The sequence below is a fragment of the Gilliamella sp. X-57 genome (genome assembly GCF_057063565.1).
Genome location: NZ_JBXSQI010000002.1, coordinates 95,157 through 113,002 on the forward strand (window position 1 = coordinate 95,157; position 17,846 = coordinate 113,002).

Here is a 17,846-nt window from a genome sequence, read left to right on the forward strand (position 1 = left end):
TTAACGCCGTATACGCGGTAATTAAAATAAAATCATCAAGATAATTATAAAAACAAAATAACTTCCCAAAATAATTGGCTATATTGTTTGTCTTATTCCGGTGTCAGAATATGACGCTAATATAGTGAGTTAGCACGCTAAACAAGGATGTTTGGTTAGGCTATGCTTTGCCGAGAGCCAAATTTGTTTGGAATAAATTCGAACATCTAAGCAAAGCGAAGATGGCCTCGAAGAGGCGAGTATCAGAATGATACGAGTAATTGCGCTGGGCAGTCAAAGGTCACATTCTACAGCCTTGCGAGGGGGTTTTTAGGAGATTTGGCCAAAAACGTTCTCATTATTTGGGATTTTGATTCTTATTGTTTTTTAAGTCTAGTATCGAATACTGACACAATCCTACTTTAAAATAGATTAACAACTCTTTGACGCTTGTTTATAAATTGAATCTTCATTTTAAGTTATAGCACTCTATGTTATGCTAGCGCTAATATTAGTCACAGGATATCCCTTATGATAAAAGATCCATTTTTTGATCGCGAAGCTGAGAAGTATGATTCCCCTATTGCTAGCCGTGAGCTTATTTTAGATTACCTTAAACAAGAAGCAAAACCGGCAAGTTTAGAAAAAATTGCCCAAGCTGTTGCTATTAAAGATGAAGAACAAAAAGTGGCGTTACATCGCCGCTTGCGGGCTATGGAGCGTGACGGGCAAGTTGTGTTTACGCGCCGTAAATGTTATGCCTTACCTGAAAAATTCGATATGGTTAAAGGCAGTGTAATTGCGCATCGTGATGGATTTGGTTTCTTACGCGTTGAAGGGCGTCTTGAAGACTATTTTTTATCGCCAGAGCAAATGAAAAAAGTTTTACAAGGTGATGTGATCTTAGCGCAGCCAATGGGCACTAAATACCGTGGAAAAATGGAAGCACGGGTTGTACGCATTTTAGAACCGCGCAATAATCAAATTGTTGGGCGATATTTTGTTGAGCAAGGCGTTGGTTTTGTTGTGCCTGATGACAGCCGTTTAAACTTTGATATTTTAATTGCTGGCAAACCTGATCGCACGGTTCGTATGGGAACGGTGGTAGTGGTTGAGTTACAGCAACGTCCGGAACGTCGTCAAAAAGCCGTTGGCATCATAAAAGAAGTGCTTGGTGAGATCATGGGGACTAATTTGGCGATTGATATTGCACTGCGAAACCACGAAATTCCTTATGAATTGCCACAAGCTGTTGAAAAAGAGATGAGCAAATTCACCGAGCAAGTGCCAGAAAGTGCTAAAAAAGGTCGAAAAGATCTGCGTCAATTACCTTTAGTTACTATTGATGGTGAAGATGCGCGGGACTTTGATGATGCGGTTTATTGCCAAAAAAACCGTGGTGGGGGCTATCGTTTATGGGTGGCGATTGCCGATGTAAGTTATTATGTTAGGCCTGATAAAGCCTTAGATAAAGAAGCCTGCTTGCGTGGTACATCGGTTTACTTTCCATCACGAGTTGTACCAATGCTTCCCGAAGTATTATCTAATGGACTTTGTTCGTTAAATCCACAAGTTGATCGTTTATGTTTAGTTTGCGAAATGACCGTGTCGAACAAAGGGCGATTAACAGGATATGAGTTTTACGAAGCGGTGATGAATTCACATGCCAGATTAACCTATACTAAAGTAGCTAAAATTTTAGAGGGTGATAAAGCGCTACGTCAACATTACCAAGAGTTAGTGCCACATCTTGAGAATCTGTATGGATTATATAAAGTGCTTGATAATGCACGGATTGCACGCGGTGCGATAGGGTTTGAATCAGATGAGCCAAAATTTATTTTTAATGCCGATAAACGTATCGAAAGTATTGAGCTTGCGCAACGTAATGTCGCACATAAAATTATTGAAGAGTGTATGATTTTAGCCAATGTTTCGGCTGCAAAATTAGTGATTGATGCGCAAGTGCCATCATTATTCCGCGTGCATGACCGGCCAGATGAAGATCGAATGAGCAATCTGCGCAGCGTATTAAGTGAACTTGGCTTATCGCTGGGTGGTGGCGCTAGTCCAAAACCGAAAGATATCGCCGAATTAATGACGGTGGTTGAAACGCGTCCTGATCATGATATGTTGCAAACGGTAATTTTACGCTCCATGAAGCAAGCCATTTATGATCCTGAAAATCGGGGGCATTTTGGTTTAGCGCTTGAGGAATATGCGCACTTTACCTCGCCAATTCGTCGTTACCCAGATTTGTTATTACATCGAGCGATTAAATGGATTTTAGCTGACCAACAGCAAAAAACTAGTAAGACTGGCGGACATTGCTATACCACCAGCGAAATGCTCTATTTTGGTGAACATTGTTCAATGACCGAACGGCGTGCTGACGAAGCCGTGCGTGATGTAGTTGATTGGCTCAAATGTGATTATATGCAAGATCATGTCGGTGAAGTATTTAACGGTACGATTTCAAGCGTGGTTAATTTTGGTTTCTTTGTTCGATTAGACGATTTTTTCATTGATGGTTTAGTGCATGTTTCCTCGTTAGAAAACGACTATTATATTTTTGATGCTTCGCACAATCGTTTAATTGGTGAAAATACACGTTTTACTTATCGTTTAGGCGATAAAGTGCAAGTAAAAGTGGATAATGTTAATCCAGAAGAACGTAAAATTGATTTTTCACTGGTTGGCAGTAATAATAAGCCAAAACGCCAAGGTAAAACAGCAAAAGAGAAATCTAAACAATCTCAAACCGATCAGCATGTTGATTTGCCGCTTAAGCGAAAACGCAAAAAATCAACTAGCGAAAGTAGTGCTAAGCCAAGTAACAAAAAGAAGGCTAAATCAAGCGCTAAACAAAACACGAAAGTTGAAGTGAAAGCAAAAAGTAAAAAACGTAGCAAATCGAAACCAAAATCAGTTAATAAAACAAAAGAGTAGCAAATAAATGAGTGAAACAGTTTATGGCCTGCACGCCATTGAAGCATTATTAGCGCGTTCGCCAGAAAGAATTATTGAAGTATTTATTATTAAAGGGCGTGAAGATAAACGCCTTATCGCCGTTGTGCGTCAATTAGAGCAACTTGGCTTGCCAGTCAAAATCGCTAATCGCCAATGGTTAGATGAAAAATCTAAAAATGGGGTACATCAAGGTATTTTAGCCATGGTTAAACCAAGTCGAGGTTATCAAGAAAATGATATTCCTTTACTTATGGAAGAGCAGCCAAACCCCGTTATCTTAATTTTAGATGGTGTGACCGATCCGCATAATTTAGGCGCTTGCATAAGAACCGCTGATGCCGCGGGTGTGGATTTTATTATAGTGCCAAAAGATCGCTCAGCACCCCTTAATTCCACCGCACAAAAAGTAGCGTGTGGTGCAGCTGAAAGTGTACCGGTGGTTAGAGTGACCAATTTGGCACGCACGATGCGAATGTTACAAGATGAATATCAAGTTTGGATTGTGGGGACTACTGGCGAGGCAGATAGAACGCTTTATCAAACTGATTTTTATAAAACATCAACAGCGACTCCACTTGCTTTGGTGATGGGTGCGGAAGGTGAAGGGATGCGCCGTTTAACAAAAGAACATTGTGATGAATTAGTGAGCATCCCCATGGCTGGCATTGTGTCATCACTTAATGTGTCGGTAGCAACTGGTGTTTGTTTATTTGAAATTGTTCGGCAAAAATCAGCCATCAAAACCTAATCTCAATGGTCATAACCGTATTGGTTATCTCAATACGGTTATGCCTAATTCTATAAGTAATTTTGCTAGGCATGTCATAGAATTGACTAACATAATAACAGCATTCTCATTTTAGCTTGCTTATCTTTATTTGTAGGAATTACTCGCATTGTTTACAGTCATTTGAGAAACTACAGCAATAAATATACATAAAAAAAACAAACTAACACGTTATCACCGACAAGCGATCTAGCGCTTATATCACAAAAAAGATAACCGCAACTAGTTGGACTAAACCCTTTATAGTCACCATCTAACTATTGATAACATGCTAGACAAAGCTTGATTGAAGCTATTCGCTCCTTAACCAATAAGAAAGAATGTTATAAAACTATCAATTACAACATTGAATGTCTGGTGAATGTTGAAAAATTTATTGAATATAAAATACGAAAATAAGCTAGGTATTTACCTTGTTGTTCACTTTTTAGATTATATTTTTGTAAAAAATATTCAGGATTCTATACCGTTTCGTAATTAATTGTGAATTTACAGTATCTATTTATTAAAACGTGTGATAACTATCGTATCAATCAAATATTCACAAAACCGCTTACCCTTAAATGCATGGGAAAGCTGAAAGCGATAGCGACTTTAATAAAGATGTGGTGTTCACTTTTAGGTTATATTTTTGTAAAAAATATTCAGGATTCTATACCGTTTCGTGATTAATTACGAATTTGCAGTATCTATTTATTAAAACGTGTGATAACCGTCAGATCAATCAAACACTCACCAAACCCGCCCGCCAACAAACGAATGCGAAAGCCGAAAGAGAGTCGCGCTTTAATGTCAATGTGGCATCATCAGCAAATATGCGAAGATTCAAAGAATAGAAAACAAAAGTTGAAGCGATTTTCGGTAAAATGTCTTATTTATATTCTTTCATCTATACTTAATTTATGAAGTCAATAGGCGAATAAGCTTATGCGAACAAGAACCATTGAGTTATTTAAAAAATTTATTTCTATCGACTATTCGATCGCCGCCTAGATGTTGTCGGAAGAGTATCAAATTAGTGCGCGAACTATTCACAATGAACTCCAAGAAATTAATCAATCTTTAATTCAAAGGCAGTTTTCTTTAATTTCAACAGTGGGTAATAAAGGTGTTAGATTCAACAAGAATGTTTACGCTTATTGGTAATAATGAAACTCAAATATCACATAAGGGGTAGTAGCTAAAACATATATCAACATTGCTATAGCGTAATTATTGATCAAATCATAACAATTATTTAATCAAATTATTTACTGACAATTAATATTTATAATCTGTTTTTGTTTATTTACAAGCCATTTATCTTATTTATAATTTTGCTTATCTCTTTTTATATTTTATATAAAATAATCCAAACTTATTTAACACAATTGAATTAAGGAGTGACTCATGCCATTTGTCAATGCCTATGTCTCGGACGAAGATGCTAAAAAATATGATTTAGATAATTTATGGAATAAGTACAATCCTTGGTTCATTCATATGCCTGAAGTGTTGAACAGTTTTGACGTTCACCAACACGCTTGGTGTTTGGATAAGGAACGAGGGTATTGGTTATTTTATTGTAATTATGCGCGGAATTATGAAGGTCCTTCTGATAGACCTGAACCAACGAGTAAGGAGGTATTTATCCTGCATGTGAATGGCCAGAATATTGAGTTTATTTTGGACTCTAGTGATTTGGATCCTAGTGAGTCAGTATCTACTGACTTATATCCGATACAATTTGCTTGGGAAATTGTGTCAATGAATCCCAGTTGTTTGCCTACTATGTCGAAGGTGGATTTATTAACCATTTTAAAAGAGGCGTTAACTGTCTATAAATGTAGTGGACTTAGAAATATGGAAGCTAATGATAAATCATTTTTTAAATTTAATTTTTAGTATTTTGTAAGCTAACAAGATAATCAATTTTATTTGTAATTCAGCTTATTATTTTTATATAAAACAATCCAAACTTATTTAACACAATTGAACTAAGGAATAACTCATGCCATTTGTCAATGCCTATGTCTCAGACGAAGATGCCCAAAAATATGATTTAGATAATTTATGGAATAAGTACAATATCTGGCCTAATCATAAAATGCCAAACCTATTAAACAGTTTTGACGTTCACCAACACGCTTGGTGTGTGGATAAAGCACGAGGATATTGGTTATTTAGTTGCGGTTATGTGCATAATTATGATAGTCCTTCGGGTATACCTGAACCAACTAGTAAGGAGGTATTTATCCTGCATATTAATGGCCAGAATATTGAGTTTATTTTGGACTCTAGCGATTTGGATCCTAGTGAGTCAGTATCTACTGACTTATATCCGATACAATTTGCTTGGAACATTGTATCAATGACCCCGAGTAGTTTACCTAGTATGTCGAAGGCAGATTTATTAACCATTTTAAAAGAGGCGTTAACTGTCTATAAATGTAGTGGACTTAGAGATATGGAAGCTAATGAGAAATCATTTTTTAAGTTTAATTTTTAGTATTTTGTAAGCTAACAACATAATCAATTATTATACCGGAGGAATAGGCCAATATGGTGGGATTGGCTAAAGAGGAAGCGGAAAAACTATTATTTAAGGTCAAGGATGCCAATGGATTACGTGATTTAATACAACAATTAGATATAAAAACAACCATTCTCTGAAATGTTCTAAATTCAACTCTATTTATTCCCTCCCAAATATAGACGTACGCTTCAATAGCATTCAAATATTGTACTAAAATAATATATTACTCAATCAAAGCTTAGGTTAATTGAAACCGAAAAATAGTAGCTAAAATATACATTAATATTGTTTGTGATCAATTATTAAGCAAATTATAATAATTATTTAATCAAATTATTCACTGATAATTAATACTTATAATCTGTTTTTGTTTATTTACAAACCACTTATCTTCTTTATAATTTTGCTTATCTTTTTTTATATTTTATATAAAATAATCCAAATTTATTTAACGCGATTGAATTAAGGAATAACTCATGTCATTTGTCAATGCCTATGTCTCGAAAGAAGATGCCCAAAAATATGATTTAGATAATTTATGGAATAAGTACAATCCTTGGTTCACTCAAATGCCTGAACTATTGAAGAGTTTTGACGTTCACCAACACGCTTGGTGTGTGGATAAGGAACGAGGGTATTGGTTATTTAACTGTGGTTGGGTGCTGAATTATGATAGTCCTTCGGGTCTTCCTGAACCAACTAATAAGCAGGTGTTTATCCTGCATGTTAATGGTCAGAATATTGAGTTTATTTTGGAGGCTAGCGATTGGGATCCTAGCGATTTGGAAGCGATCGGTTTGGAATATGCTAACTCCTTTCCTATACAAATTGCTTGGAATATTGTGTCAATGACCCCGAGTTGTTTACCTACTATGTCGAATGCAAATTTATTAACCATTTTAAAAGAGGCGTTAACTGCCTATAAACGCGGACTTAGAAATTTAAATGATAATAAGAAAGCACTGATTAGATGTAATTTTTAGTATTTTGTAAGCTAACACTATAATCAATTATTATACTGGAGGAATAGGCCAATATGGTGGGATTGACTAAAGAAGGAGCGGAAAAACTATTATTTAAGATCAAGGATGCCGATGGATTACGTGATTTAATACAACAATTAGATATAAATACCCATGGCAAAACAACCATTCTCTATTCGGGGATGTTAGATTCTGGAGTACATACATCAGAGATTATCAAGAAATTAAAAAATAATTCTTCTCTTCGTCTTATTGATAATACCGAAGCTGCTAAATTTTTATCTGATGCTGGTGTAAATGGTTCGCCTTTAAATCGCAAATTAAATCAGATATTTGGCGAAGGTAAACAGGAGCAGTTATCTAATAAAGCAATTGAGTTCCTTTTTGGCTCAAACAATAATGGCACCCGTCAACCTAATGGCGCATGGGATGCTATTTCTAAACGCTTTGTTGATGGTGCAGTGGGTGATGTTCGTGTACTTGGTGGATTTGGAATGAACTCGGGGCGGGTTTTTGGTGCCACAGAATTACCGGCATTATTAAATAATCCCAAAGTGACGTCAGTCAATGGTATTCCAACATCGGTATTAAAATCTATCGAACAAACCGAGGGAATTGGGCGAGCTTTTGAGCATATTAAAAATATTGCGGGTTTAGATGCAGCAGGAACTAAGTTAGCGCCAGATAATGTTAAATCTTGGTTAAAGCTTAATGAGCCTGACGGAAAGTTAAATAGTGAGTATATTAACAATCTTAAAGATACTTATCATAATTTATCGCCAGAAATGCGAAAAAGTGTTAATCGAACATCTAAATATCTAGCGTCAGCGGGTGAGAAAATTGCAAAACGTCTGCCTATTGTGGGTTATATTATGACGGGGATCGGGCTTGGCATTGCATCGGCAGAAGCTCAGGCTGCACTTGATAGAGGCGATGCTGATGAGGCAAGAGGAATCTTACTTGAGTTTGGTGTTAAAGAAATTAGTGGCAATATATTAGGGGCATTGGCTGGAACAGTAGCTGCTGTAGTTGCCGGTGCAGCCGGTGCGCCAGCTGCTGCCGTTATCGGTATCGGTTTAGGCGCAGCTGTTGTTGCAGGTTTGCTTTCTGATGCGATGGTAGATAAGTTTGCTGATCTATTCCGAGATAACGATGGAAATGGACTAATTGATCTTATGGATAAGTTAAATGGTCTACTTAATGGTGTTGGAAACGCTATTATGGGACCTATTTCATCATTATTTCCTTCTATTCCTGATGCTGCTAAAACAGCATTCTCTCCTATTATTATTGATCTTGATCGTGATGGTGTTGAGACAATTAGTAAAGATAAAAATATTCATTTTGATTTAAATGCTAACCAATTTGCCGAAAATACTGGATGGGTTGGTGCTGATGATGGATTGTTGGTGCTAGATTTAAATGATAATGGTGTCATTGATGATGGAAGAGAACTGTTTGGTGACAGCTCATTACTACAAAATGGCAAAACAGCTAAAAATGGGTACCAAGCATTAGCCCAATATGATGAAAATGGTGATGGTGTTATTGATGCTAAAGATAGTATCTGGCAAAAATTAAAAATATGGCAAGATAAAAACAGTAATGGTCTTACCGATGAAAATGAGCTACTTAGCTTAGAACAAGCGGGGATTTCCTCGATTAGTACAAAATATTCAACATCAAATTATGTGGATAGTAACGGAAATGCGCATCGCTTAACCGGTGAAATCACCTACACCGATGGAAAAAAAGGACAATCTACCGATGTTTGGTTTGCAACAAATCAAGCAAATACTATTTATACTGGTGAAAAACACTATATTGACGAGGTAAAAAAATATCCGTCTGTACGTGGATTTGGTAATCTTGTTAACTTATCTCTTGCTTTAAGTAAAAATTCGGAATTAAGAAATTTACTCGATAAATTTATTGCTAATCCTGTAACAACTGACATTCTACAGGTTATTGATGATATTATTTTTAGCTGGGCCAATGTGAATCAGGTCGATCCGAATAGTCGAGGTAATATAGACGCTAGAAAATTAACTGTATTAGAAATCATTACAGGGGAAAAATATACTAATATTTATTATGGTAATAAAACTCCTCCTGTAGGTACTGTTGCTACTAATTTATTAATGGCAGAATATAATAAATTCAAACATTATGTTATGGCCAACCTTTTATCACAAACCGAATTTAAAGATGCGTTTAAATTATTAAAAATAGATATTAATAATGGAAATGTTGTGATTAATTTTTCAGGATTAGAGAATCATCTTGATCAGATAACTGATCCGACAAAAAAACTTTTATTGAAAGAAGTTATTGATGGTTATTTGACATACAGTAGTTCTGATGAATATTATCGGTCAATTAAAAATAAATTGGGTGAAAATACATTAGCGGGTAATAATTTTTATGTATTTGGCTTATCGGGTCATGAGTCAATTTGTGATTCATCAGGAATGGATAAGCTATTATTTATGAATAACATTAAAGCTGAAGATGTTAGATTTTCACGCCAAGGGACTGATATAAAGATAACATTAATTGACGGAAAAAGTAGCATCACCTTTAAGAATATCTTTGACAATGCAACCTCTGCAACCGCTAGAATTAATGCTAGTAACATTATTGAAACGTTTGTATTTGCCGATGGTACAAAATTAACGTGGGATGAAGTGTTAAATAACCGCTTACAGATGTTCGGTACGGATAATGACGATATCATTTTAGGGAATAAAGGCAATGATATCTTATCGGGCGGTAAAGGGAACGACTTTTTATCGGGCGGAGCAGGAAACGATACTTACCTGTTTAACTTGGGCGATGGTCACGACACGATAGATAATCGAGGCGAGTTAAAGAGCAATGGTTTCTGGAATTACAGAAAATCTGATGTTGATAAGATCCGTTTTGGTGATGGTATTCGTGCTGACATGTTAAGTTGCTCTAGAAGAAACAGCGATTTAGTTATCGCTATTGATAGTCAAAATTCAATTACCATAAAAAATTGGTTCTCAACGGGGCAGACTCAATTAGCGGCGAGAGTTGATTTTTTTGAATTTGCAGATGGCTCTCAACTCAATATTTACAATTGGTATAATAGCAATCCAGTTATTACATCAGGCACAGCAAAAGATGAAACATTGTTAAGCTCAAATTACAATGATATTTACCGATTTGGTCGTCATAGTGGACATGACCAAGTGACTGAATTAGGCGGTAACGATAAGTTAGAATTTGTTGATGGTATAAAGCCGAGTGAAATTAGATTTTCACGCCAAGGCGCTGATATAAAGGTAACATTAATTGGTGGCAACAGCAGCATCACCCTTAAGAATATCTTTGACAATGCAACCTCTGCAACCGCTAGAATTAATGCTAGTAACGTTATTGAAGAGTTTGTATTTGCCGATGGCACAAAATTAACGTGGGATGAAGTGTTAAATAACCGCTTACAGATGTTCGGTACGGATAGTAACGATACCATTTTAGGGAATAAAGGCAATGATATCTTATCGGGTGGTAAAGGGAACGACTTTTTATCGGGCGGAGCAGGAAACGATATTTACCTGTTTAATTTGGGCGATGGTCACGACACGATAGATAATCGAGGCGAGTTAAAGAGCAATGGTTTCTGGAATTACAGAAAATCAGATGTTGATAAGATTTGTTTTGGTGATGGGATATCAGCAAAAATGATTGATATTAAAAAATCGGGCACAGATCTTTTATTAAAAATTGGTGACGATTCTATTACGATTAAAAATTGGTTCTCAACTAGGCAGGAAACTAAATTATCTTCCCAAATTGATATTTTCCAATTTGCGGATGGTTCATCGTGGTTAGCAGGTGATATTAATGCTCATATTAACGATGGTATACCACTACCTGTATTTTCATCAAATGCATCTATATCTAATTTTTCATTAATAACGCAGAGTGTAAGTGCTTTTGTTGCATCAGGTGATGATAGTAGTGATGTGGTAACAGGTGAGTTAATGCTGGCTAATCCATTATCACATTTTACCCCTTCAAACAAAGTCTAACCAATTTTTAGATTTTATTATAATTATCAAAAGACAGCTGATAATAGCTGTCTTTTATTTGGAAGTTAAGTTTGTTTTATCGATCTGCATAGTGAAGGATTATTTTGGAAAAATTGATGCAAAAAGAAAAGTATAATGATTTATGGCTAGGATTTACGATTATCGCTCAATTTTATGGAGTAGCAGTAAATATTAAATCATTACAAGAACATTTTTATCTTGATGATGAACATGATATCTCACTCCAGTTTGTTAGGGCTGTCAAAAAAACAGGGTTAAAATGCCGCTATATTGATAAACTAAATCTCAATAATAAAATTTCGACCCCAATTATTGTCCATTTAGAGCAGCAAGGTTATGTCGTTTTATTAGCTGTTAAAGATGGACAATGGTTAATTCAATCTCCCCATAAAAAACAGCCAGAAGTGATAGTTCCACAGGTACAAGAAAAAATTAGCGCATTTTTATTTACCAAACGAATCACATGGGAATCTATTAATCGAGAGTTTAATATCCAATGGTTTTTTCAAGCTTTTATGCGTTATAAAAAACTAATTGGTGAAATTTTATTAGCTTCATTTTTTATCCAAATTTTAGCCTTGGTTACACCGTTATTTTTTCAGGTAGTTGTCGATAAAGTACTCGCTCATCAAAGCTTAACAACATTAGATGTATTAGCTATCGGAATGTTTACCATTGTGATTTTTGATGTAATTTTAGGCGGGATACGTAATTATCAAATGGCGCATACCTCGCAACGTATTGATGTAATGCTCAGTTCGTTACTATATAAACATTTACTTTCATTACCTTTAAGCTACTTTAAATCCCGTCAAGTTGGTATTACCGTTGCTCGTGTTTATGAGCTAAAAACAGTACGTGAATTCTTAACAGGGAGTGCAATGACGCTTTGCTTAGATATTCTTTTTGCAATTGTTTTTTTTGTAATTATGGCATTTTACAGTATTCCACTGACATTAATTGTTTTAGTTTCATTGATTCCTTACATTTTGTTATCAGCTTTTATTACCCCAGTGTTACGTAGACGCCTTGATGAGCAGTTTCAACAAGGAGCAAAAAATCAAGCATTTTTAGTTGAAAGTATCTCTGGTGTTGAGCAAGTTAAAGCAATGGCAGTTGAACATCATATGACGCGTCGTTGGGATGAACAAATTGCCTATTTTGTGACAAGCTGTTTTAAAACACAAAATTTAGGGAATGTTGCAGGGCAAATATCTCAACTCGTTAATAAAGTAACGAGTGTTGCTATTTTATGGTATGGCGCTAATTTAGTGATTGAAGGCAAGTTGACTGTTGGTGGACTGGTTGCTTTTAATATGTTCGCAGGACAAGCAACAGCCCCTGTATTGCGATTAGTGCAGTTATGGCAAAGTTTTCAGCAGGTTTCGATTTCAGTAAAACGATTGGGTGATATATTAAATGTTCCCGCGGAGCGGCAGCAAGAAAATAGCAGTGTTTTGAAGGAAATCAAGGGACATGTCCGTTTTGCTAATATCTCTTTTGCTTATAGACCAGATGCTACGCCTGTTATTCGACAAGTGAATTTATCGGTTAATGTTGGTGAAGTTATCGGTATTGTTGGACGCTCGGGGTCGGGTAAAAGTACATTAACTCGGCTGGTACAGCGGCTTTATACCCCGATAGAGGGGCAAGTTTTTATCGATGGTATTGATATTGCACAAACTGATCCCCAATGGTTACGTAAACAAATCGGAGTGGTATTACAAGAGACGCAGCTTTTTAATGGCTCTATTCGTGACAATATTGCATTGGCGGTTCCTGATGCTCCACTTGAAGCTGTGGTTAATGCTGCAATAATGGCTGGTGCCCATGATTTTATTAGTGAATTTCCATTAGGATATGACACGCCAGTTGGCGAGAATGGGGGGCAATTATCTGGTGGACAGAAGCAACGAATCGGTATTGCTCGAGCATTAATAACAAATCCTAAATTGCTTATTTTTGATGAAGCAACCAGCGCGCTTGATTATGAATCAGAGCAAATTATTCAAGATAATATGGCAAAAATTTGTCATGATAAGACGGTTTTTATTATTGCTCACCGTCTATCAACAGTTAGACACGCTAATCGTATTATTGTGATGGAAAAAGGTGAAATTGTTGAACAAGGATCTCACCAAATGTTATTAGAGAAAAAAGGGATCTACCATAAACTTTACGATTTACAGAGTGGGAGCCGTTGATGAAACAAAGATACCGCGAGTTTTTGCCTGCTGTATTAGAGGTTCAAGAGACACCACCATCGCCCCTTGGTAGATTGCTGTTATGGGTCATTATTGTGTTATTTGTGATTGTCGTTTGCTGGGCCTCGTTAAGTAAAGTTGATATTGTTGCCACGACTCGAGGAAAATTAGTTGTCAACGAGCTATCAAGACCTGTTAACACTTCGGTCACGGCTGAAATTATTGCAGTATTGGTTAAAGAAGGCGAGCATGTTGAAAAGGGACAGTCTTTAATTAAGTTAAATAGTAAATCATTAGCAGCACAACTAGAAGAGAATATATTACAGCAACAGATTAATCGCTTTCATATTGCAAGATTAGCTTTACTATACGAACACTATCTTAATCGTCCTGCGCCATTGACGCTATCTACTGAGTTACAAACAGAGTCGCCAATACTTGCCAAGCAAATTTCTATGCTGCTCCAAGCTGAAGTTGAAGATGATTATAACGAAAAAGAGGTTTATAAGTTAAACCAACAAATTTTAACGGCTCAGATAGAAAATTATCAAGCTCAAAAAGAGATGGCTGAGAATCTATTACCGATTTATGAAGAGCAACATCGGGCGTTGGATTTGCTCTATAAAAAAAAGATGACAAGTAAAGATAGTTTACTTGAGGTTAAAAAAAAATATTTAGAAGCAAAATTTACTGTAAGCACCGCAGAAGCGAAAGTGAAAGAGATGCAAGCAAGTTATGCTCAAATTGATACACAAGTAAAGTCTCGTGTTTCCGATAAAATTAAAGAAGTTGAACAAGAGAAAATACAAAAACTGAATGAAAATCACATATTATCCGTACAACAAAAACAGTTAGAGGCGCTTATCGCACAGTATGAATTAAAAGCGCCGATTGCAGGGATTGTAGAATCGTTAGTTTATCGAGATGCAGGCGCTGCGGTCGAGGCTCCTCAAGAGCTATTGAAGATTGTTCCTGAAAATGAAAGACTGATAGCAGAAGTTTGGGTGAGTAACCAAGATATCGGTTTTTTAAGAAAAAATCAATTTGTTACGGTAAAAGTTGATACATTTGATTTTACGCGTTATGGTTGGATTGAAGGCAAATTATTAACTATTTCTTCCGATGCTATTGAAGACAAAGACTTAGGGCTTGTATATAAGGCTGTCATTGAATTAAGTAAAAACCACTTAATTATTGATGGTCAACCAGTTAATTTAGAGCCCGGAATGTCCATTTCTGCGGAAATAATAACAGGACAAAGAACGGTATTAAGTTATTTATTAAGCCCAATGATGGAAGCTTTGGATGACGTTGGTAAGCAACGTTAATACATTAATCTTTAGCTGCTCAAACTTAATCTAACAGACACTAACTATTCATCGGAATTCATTTTAGCAAAATGAATGTCCGATGGATAAAAAATTCTCCAATTGTTTTTCCACTACAAGCACTTTTGCCTCTAACCAAGTTTGCTAAGGCTTTTTATCATAACAATACTACCTGAATGGGCTCTTTCTTTATTGTAAAATTTGAGTTATTGCTCAATATTTTAGGGGATAGTTACAGTTACATAATATTTATACATAATTTTTAAAAATATATGAAATTGATATAAAAAAACAATCTTAAATTATGGAGATTTATGAATAAAATAAGTGATTTTGCTTAGTGTATGCAGTTATATTGCTCAATATAGCCATTTTGATAAAGGTAGGCTAATTTAACTACAATCTATGGTAATAATACTGAGTATCCCTGCGGGTGAAAGCTTTCTTGTGAATTTTTTGCCGTTACCGATCTGTATTTTTGTCGGTAGTTGTAGCCAGCAATCTAAAGTGCCGACTAAATTTGCCGGCATTGTTATTTTAAGTACTAGCTTTTTATTAGGTCAACATCAATCCCTAGCCCTTTGGCAATTCCAGATCCATAATCAGGATGCACTTTGTAGAAGTGTTTGAGCTGTCTAATTTGAATGTCTCGATTTACGTTTTTCATTGAGCCAACGATATTATCAATAAGCAGTTGTTTTTGATCGGGATTCATTAAATTAAATAGTGCGCGTGGCTGTGAGTAATAATCCCCATCCACACGATGATCATGCCTATCCATTGTCCCAGCAGGTACATGCATTGGCGGTTCGGCATATTGTGGTTGCTGTTTTGGTGCGCTATCGACGCTATTAGGCTCATAGTTAGGGGCATTATCAGGGGTATAAAAACGCATTGCGCCATCGCGTTGATAATTATGCACAGGGCATTTTGGAGCATTGATCGGCAATTGTTGATAATTAGTACCAATACGATAGCGGTGTGCATCGGCATAAGCAAAAATTCGGCCTTGTAGCATCTTATCTGGTGATAAACCCGTTCCAGGCACCACATTGCTTGGTTCAAAGGCAGATTGTTCAACTTCCGCAAAATAGTTTTCTGGATTACGGTTGAGTTCCATCACGCCAACTTCAATTAATGGATACTGTTTTTGTGACCAAACTTTAGTGACATCAAACGGATTTTCAGGATGGTTATTGGCTTGCTCTTCGGTCATAACTTGTATATAAAGCCGCCATTTTGGATAGTCTCCACGCTCAATGGCTTTGAACAGATCTTCTTGTGCAGAATCTGGATTGGTTCCATCTATTTCCGTTGCTTTTTTAGGATGGATATTTTTGATCCCCTGTTCGGTTCGAAAATGCCATTTAACCCAAGTTCGTATGCCATCTTTATTAATTAAGCTATAGGTATGGCTACCATAACCGTGCATATGACGATAACCATCAGGAATACCACGATCCGAAAATAAAATAGTGACTTGATGAAGTGATTCTGGCGATAAAGACCAAAAATCCCACATCATTTGTGGATCTTTTAAATTAGTTTTGGGATCACGCTTTTGCGTATGAATAAAGTCAGGAAATTTGAGAGGATCACGAATAAAAAATACCGGGGTATTATTGCCTACGATATCCCAATTGCCTTGGTCGGTATAAAACTTGACTGAAAACCCACGGGGATCCCGTGCTGTATCAGATGAGCCTCGCTCTCCTCCTACTAACGAAAAGCGAGCAAAAATTGGAGTTTGTTTACCAACACTGGCAAATAGGCTAGCGTAAGAATATTGGGTGATATCATTGGTGACAGTAAAGGTACCATGCGCGCCAGAACCTTTGGCGTGGACTCGTCGTTCAGGGATATTTTCACGGTTGAAATGAGCAAGTTTTTCGATAAGCTGAAAATCATCTATCAACACAGGACCTTGGGGACCGGCAGTTCGAGAGTTTTGATTATCGGCTATTGGGGCACCGTTATTATTGGTTAGTTCTTTTTTTTCTGACATTGCAACACTCCTTTATATGATATTGAAAAAGCCTTGAGGGATAAATACTCAATTTTTTTTTGAATATTGTGTCCCAGAGACTTTGTTTGGGACTTGTAGAGCGTGATAAAAAAGATCATATTTAGATGATCTTAGCTACTTTAAAAAAATCTATTTTACTTTTCAAGTAGAATATTTTTGATTTGAAGATTAATAAATATTGGTTTGCAAAACATTAAGTTGTTTCAATAAAACCTTTAATAGTTATTTCATACCTGTTCAACTAACATAATCTATTAGAAACGTCGAACTGTTTATACTGCATGTTTTAAATAGTTATCTAAATATTATTGAAAATTTTACACAAAATCGTTTAATCTTTTTCTTGTGCATCTTTAAATACTTGGTATATCACATCTTAGTCAAAGCGCTTATCGCTCTTTTTACTTCAAAACAAATAGGTTTAATGACGGTTTATCCCTATGTGTATAGGGAACAGCGAGCGCTAAGCGATAGCGCTGCTCGTTCGAGCGGTTTATCCCTATGTGCATAGGGAACAGACTAATAATATTAATGAATTAGCGATGAAGATCGGTTTATCCCTATGTGCATAGGGAACAGGGCTTAGGTAGGGGGGGATCAAATCTCTGTAGCGGTTTATCCCTATGTGCATAGGGAACAGACCAATTATAACATTTTGTTTTATAATTAAAATATTTTAGTTTAAATTTCTACCAACTTTTTTAATTATTCTTAAAATAACAATCATTTTATAACACATTGTTTTTATTAAATTAATATTAAAAATAAGATAGAGAATATTACGATTTTTTTATTCTACCAATTAATCTTTAAATTTCTTATAGTTATAGCATAGTTAGTGATACAACAAGGTATTTCTTTATTAAAAAAAACAATTTTTGTAAAAAATATTCAGGATTCTATACCGTTTAAGCGTGAAATTATTTTAAATTTAATGATTTAATAAATTTTATTGAGAAAGAATAAAGTTGCTTA

9 protein-coding genes and 1 CRISPR repeat array (1 of these 10 only partly in view) are annotated in these 17,846 nt (G+C 35.8%); of the genes, 8 read left to right on the top strand and 1 reads right to left on the bottom strand.

Features of this window, described 5'->3' with window-relative positions; all coding sequences use genetic code 11:
• Nucleotides 1–26: direct repeats of the CRISPR family, unit length 28 nt (it extends 542 nt beyond the left edge of the window).
• A 484-nt stretch (nucleotides 27–510) separates the two neighbouring features.
• The 8 genes from rnr to ACYIAL_RS01710 all read left to right on the top strand — a co-directional run bounded on the left by rnr (nucleotide 511) and on the right by ACYIAL_RS01710 (nucleotide 14,845).
• Nucleotides 511–2,928: a ribonuclease R gene (gene rnr / locus ACYIAL_RS01675; RefSeq protein ID WP_483750797.1), complete on the top strand. Its 2,418-nt coding sequence runs from the start codon at nucleotides 511–513 to the stop codon at nucleotides 2,926–2,928.
• 7 nt (nucleotides 2,929–2,935) lie between these two features.
• Complete coding sequence (gene rlmB, locus ACYIAL_RS01680; RefSeq protein WP_483750798.1) at nucleotides 2,936–3,697, top strand: 23S rRNA (guanosine(2251)-2'-O)-methyltransferase RlmB; 762 nt, start codon at nucleotides 2,936–2,938, stop codon at nucleotides 3,695–3,697.
• Between the two features lie 1,428 nt (nucleotides 3,698–5,125).
• Nucleotides 5,126–5,620 (top strand): hypothetical protein, encoded by a 495-nt coding sequence (locus ACYIAL_RS01685; protein WP_483750799.1) that lies wholly within the window; start codon nucleotides 5,126–5,128, stop codon nucleotides 5,618–5,620.
• Nucleotides 5,621–5,726: 106 nt separating this feature from the next.
• Complete coding sequence (locus tag ACYIAL_RS01690) at nucleotides 5,727–6,224, top strand: hypothetical protein (protein WP_483750800.1); 498 nt, start codon at nucleotides 5,727–5,729, stop codon at nucleotides 6,222–6,224.
• A gap of 503 nt (nucleotides 6,225–6,727) precedes the next feature.
• On the top strand, nucleotides 6,728–7,234 hold the full coding sequence (locus ACYIAL_RS01695; RefSeq protein ID WP_483750801.1) for a hypothetical protein: 507 nt from the start codon (nucleotides 6,728–6,730) through the stop codon (nucleotides 7,232–7,234).
• A gap of 53 nt (nucleotides 7,235–7,287) precedes the next feature.
• Complete coding sequence (locus tag ACYIAL_RS01700) at nucleotides 7,288–11,292, top strand: calcium-binding protein (RefSeq protein ID WP_483750802.1); 4,005 nt, start codon at nucleotides 7,288–7,290, stop codon at nucleotides 11,290–11,292.
• Nucleotides 11,293–11,408: 116 nt separating this feature from the next.
• A complete protein-coding gene (locus ACYIAL_RS01705; protein WP_483750803.1) occupies nucleotides 11,409–13,517 on the top strand; it encodes a type I secretion system permease/ATPase in 2,109 nt (702 codons plus the stop codon).
• A complete protein-coding gene (locus tag ACYIAL_RS01710; RefSeq protein ID WP_483748299.1) occupies nucleotides 13,517–14,845 on the top strand; it encodes an HlyD family type I secretion periplasmic adaptor subunit in 1,329 nt (442 codons plus the stop codon). Before ACYIAL_RS01705 ends, ACYIAL_RS01710 begins: the two co-directional genes overlap by 1 nt.
• Nucleotides 14,846–15,389: 544 nt before the next feature.
• Here the strand turns inward: ACYIAL_RS01710 and ACYIAL_RS01715 are convergent.
• Nucleotides 15,390–16,850: a catalase gene (locus ACYIAL_RS01715; protein WP_483750804.1), complete on the bottom strand. Its 1,461-nt coding sequence runs from the start codon at nucleotides 16,848–16,850 to the stop codon at nucleotides 15,390–15,392.
• Between the last annotated feature and the right edge of the window lie 996 nt (nucleotides 16,851–17,846).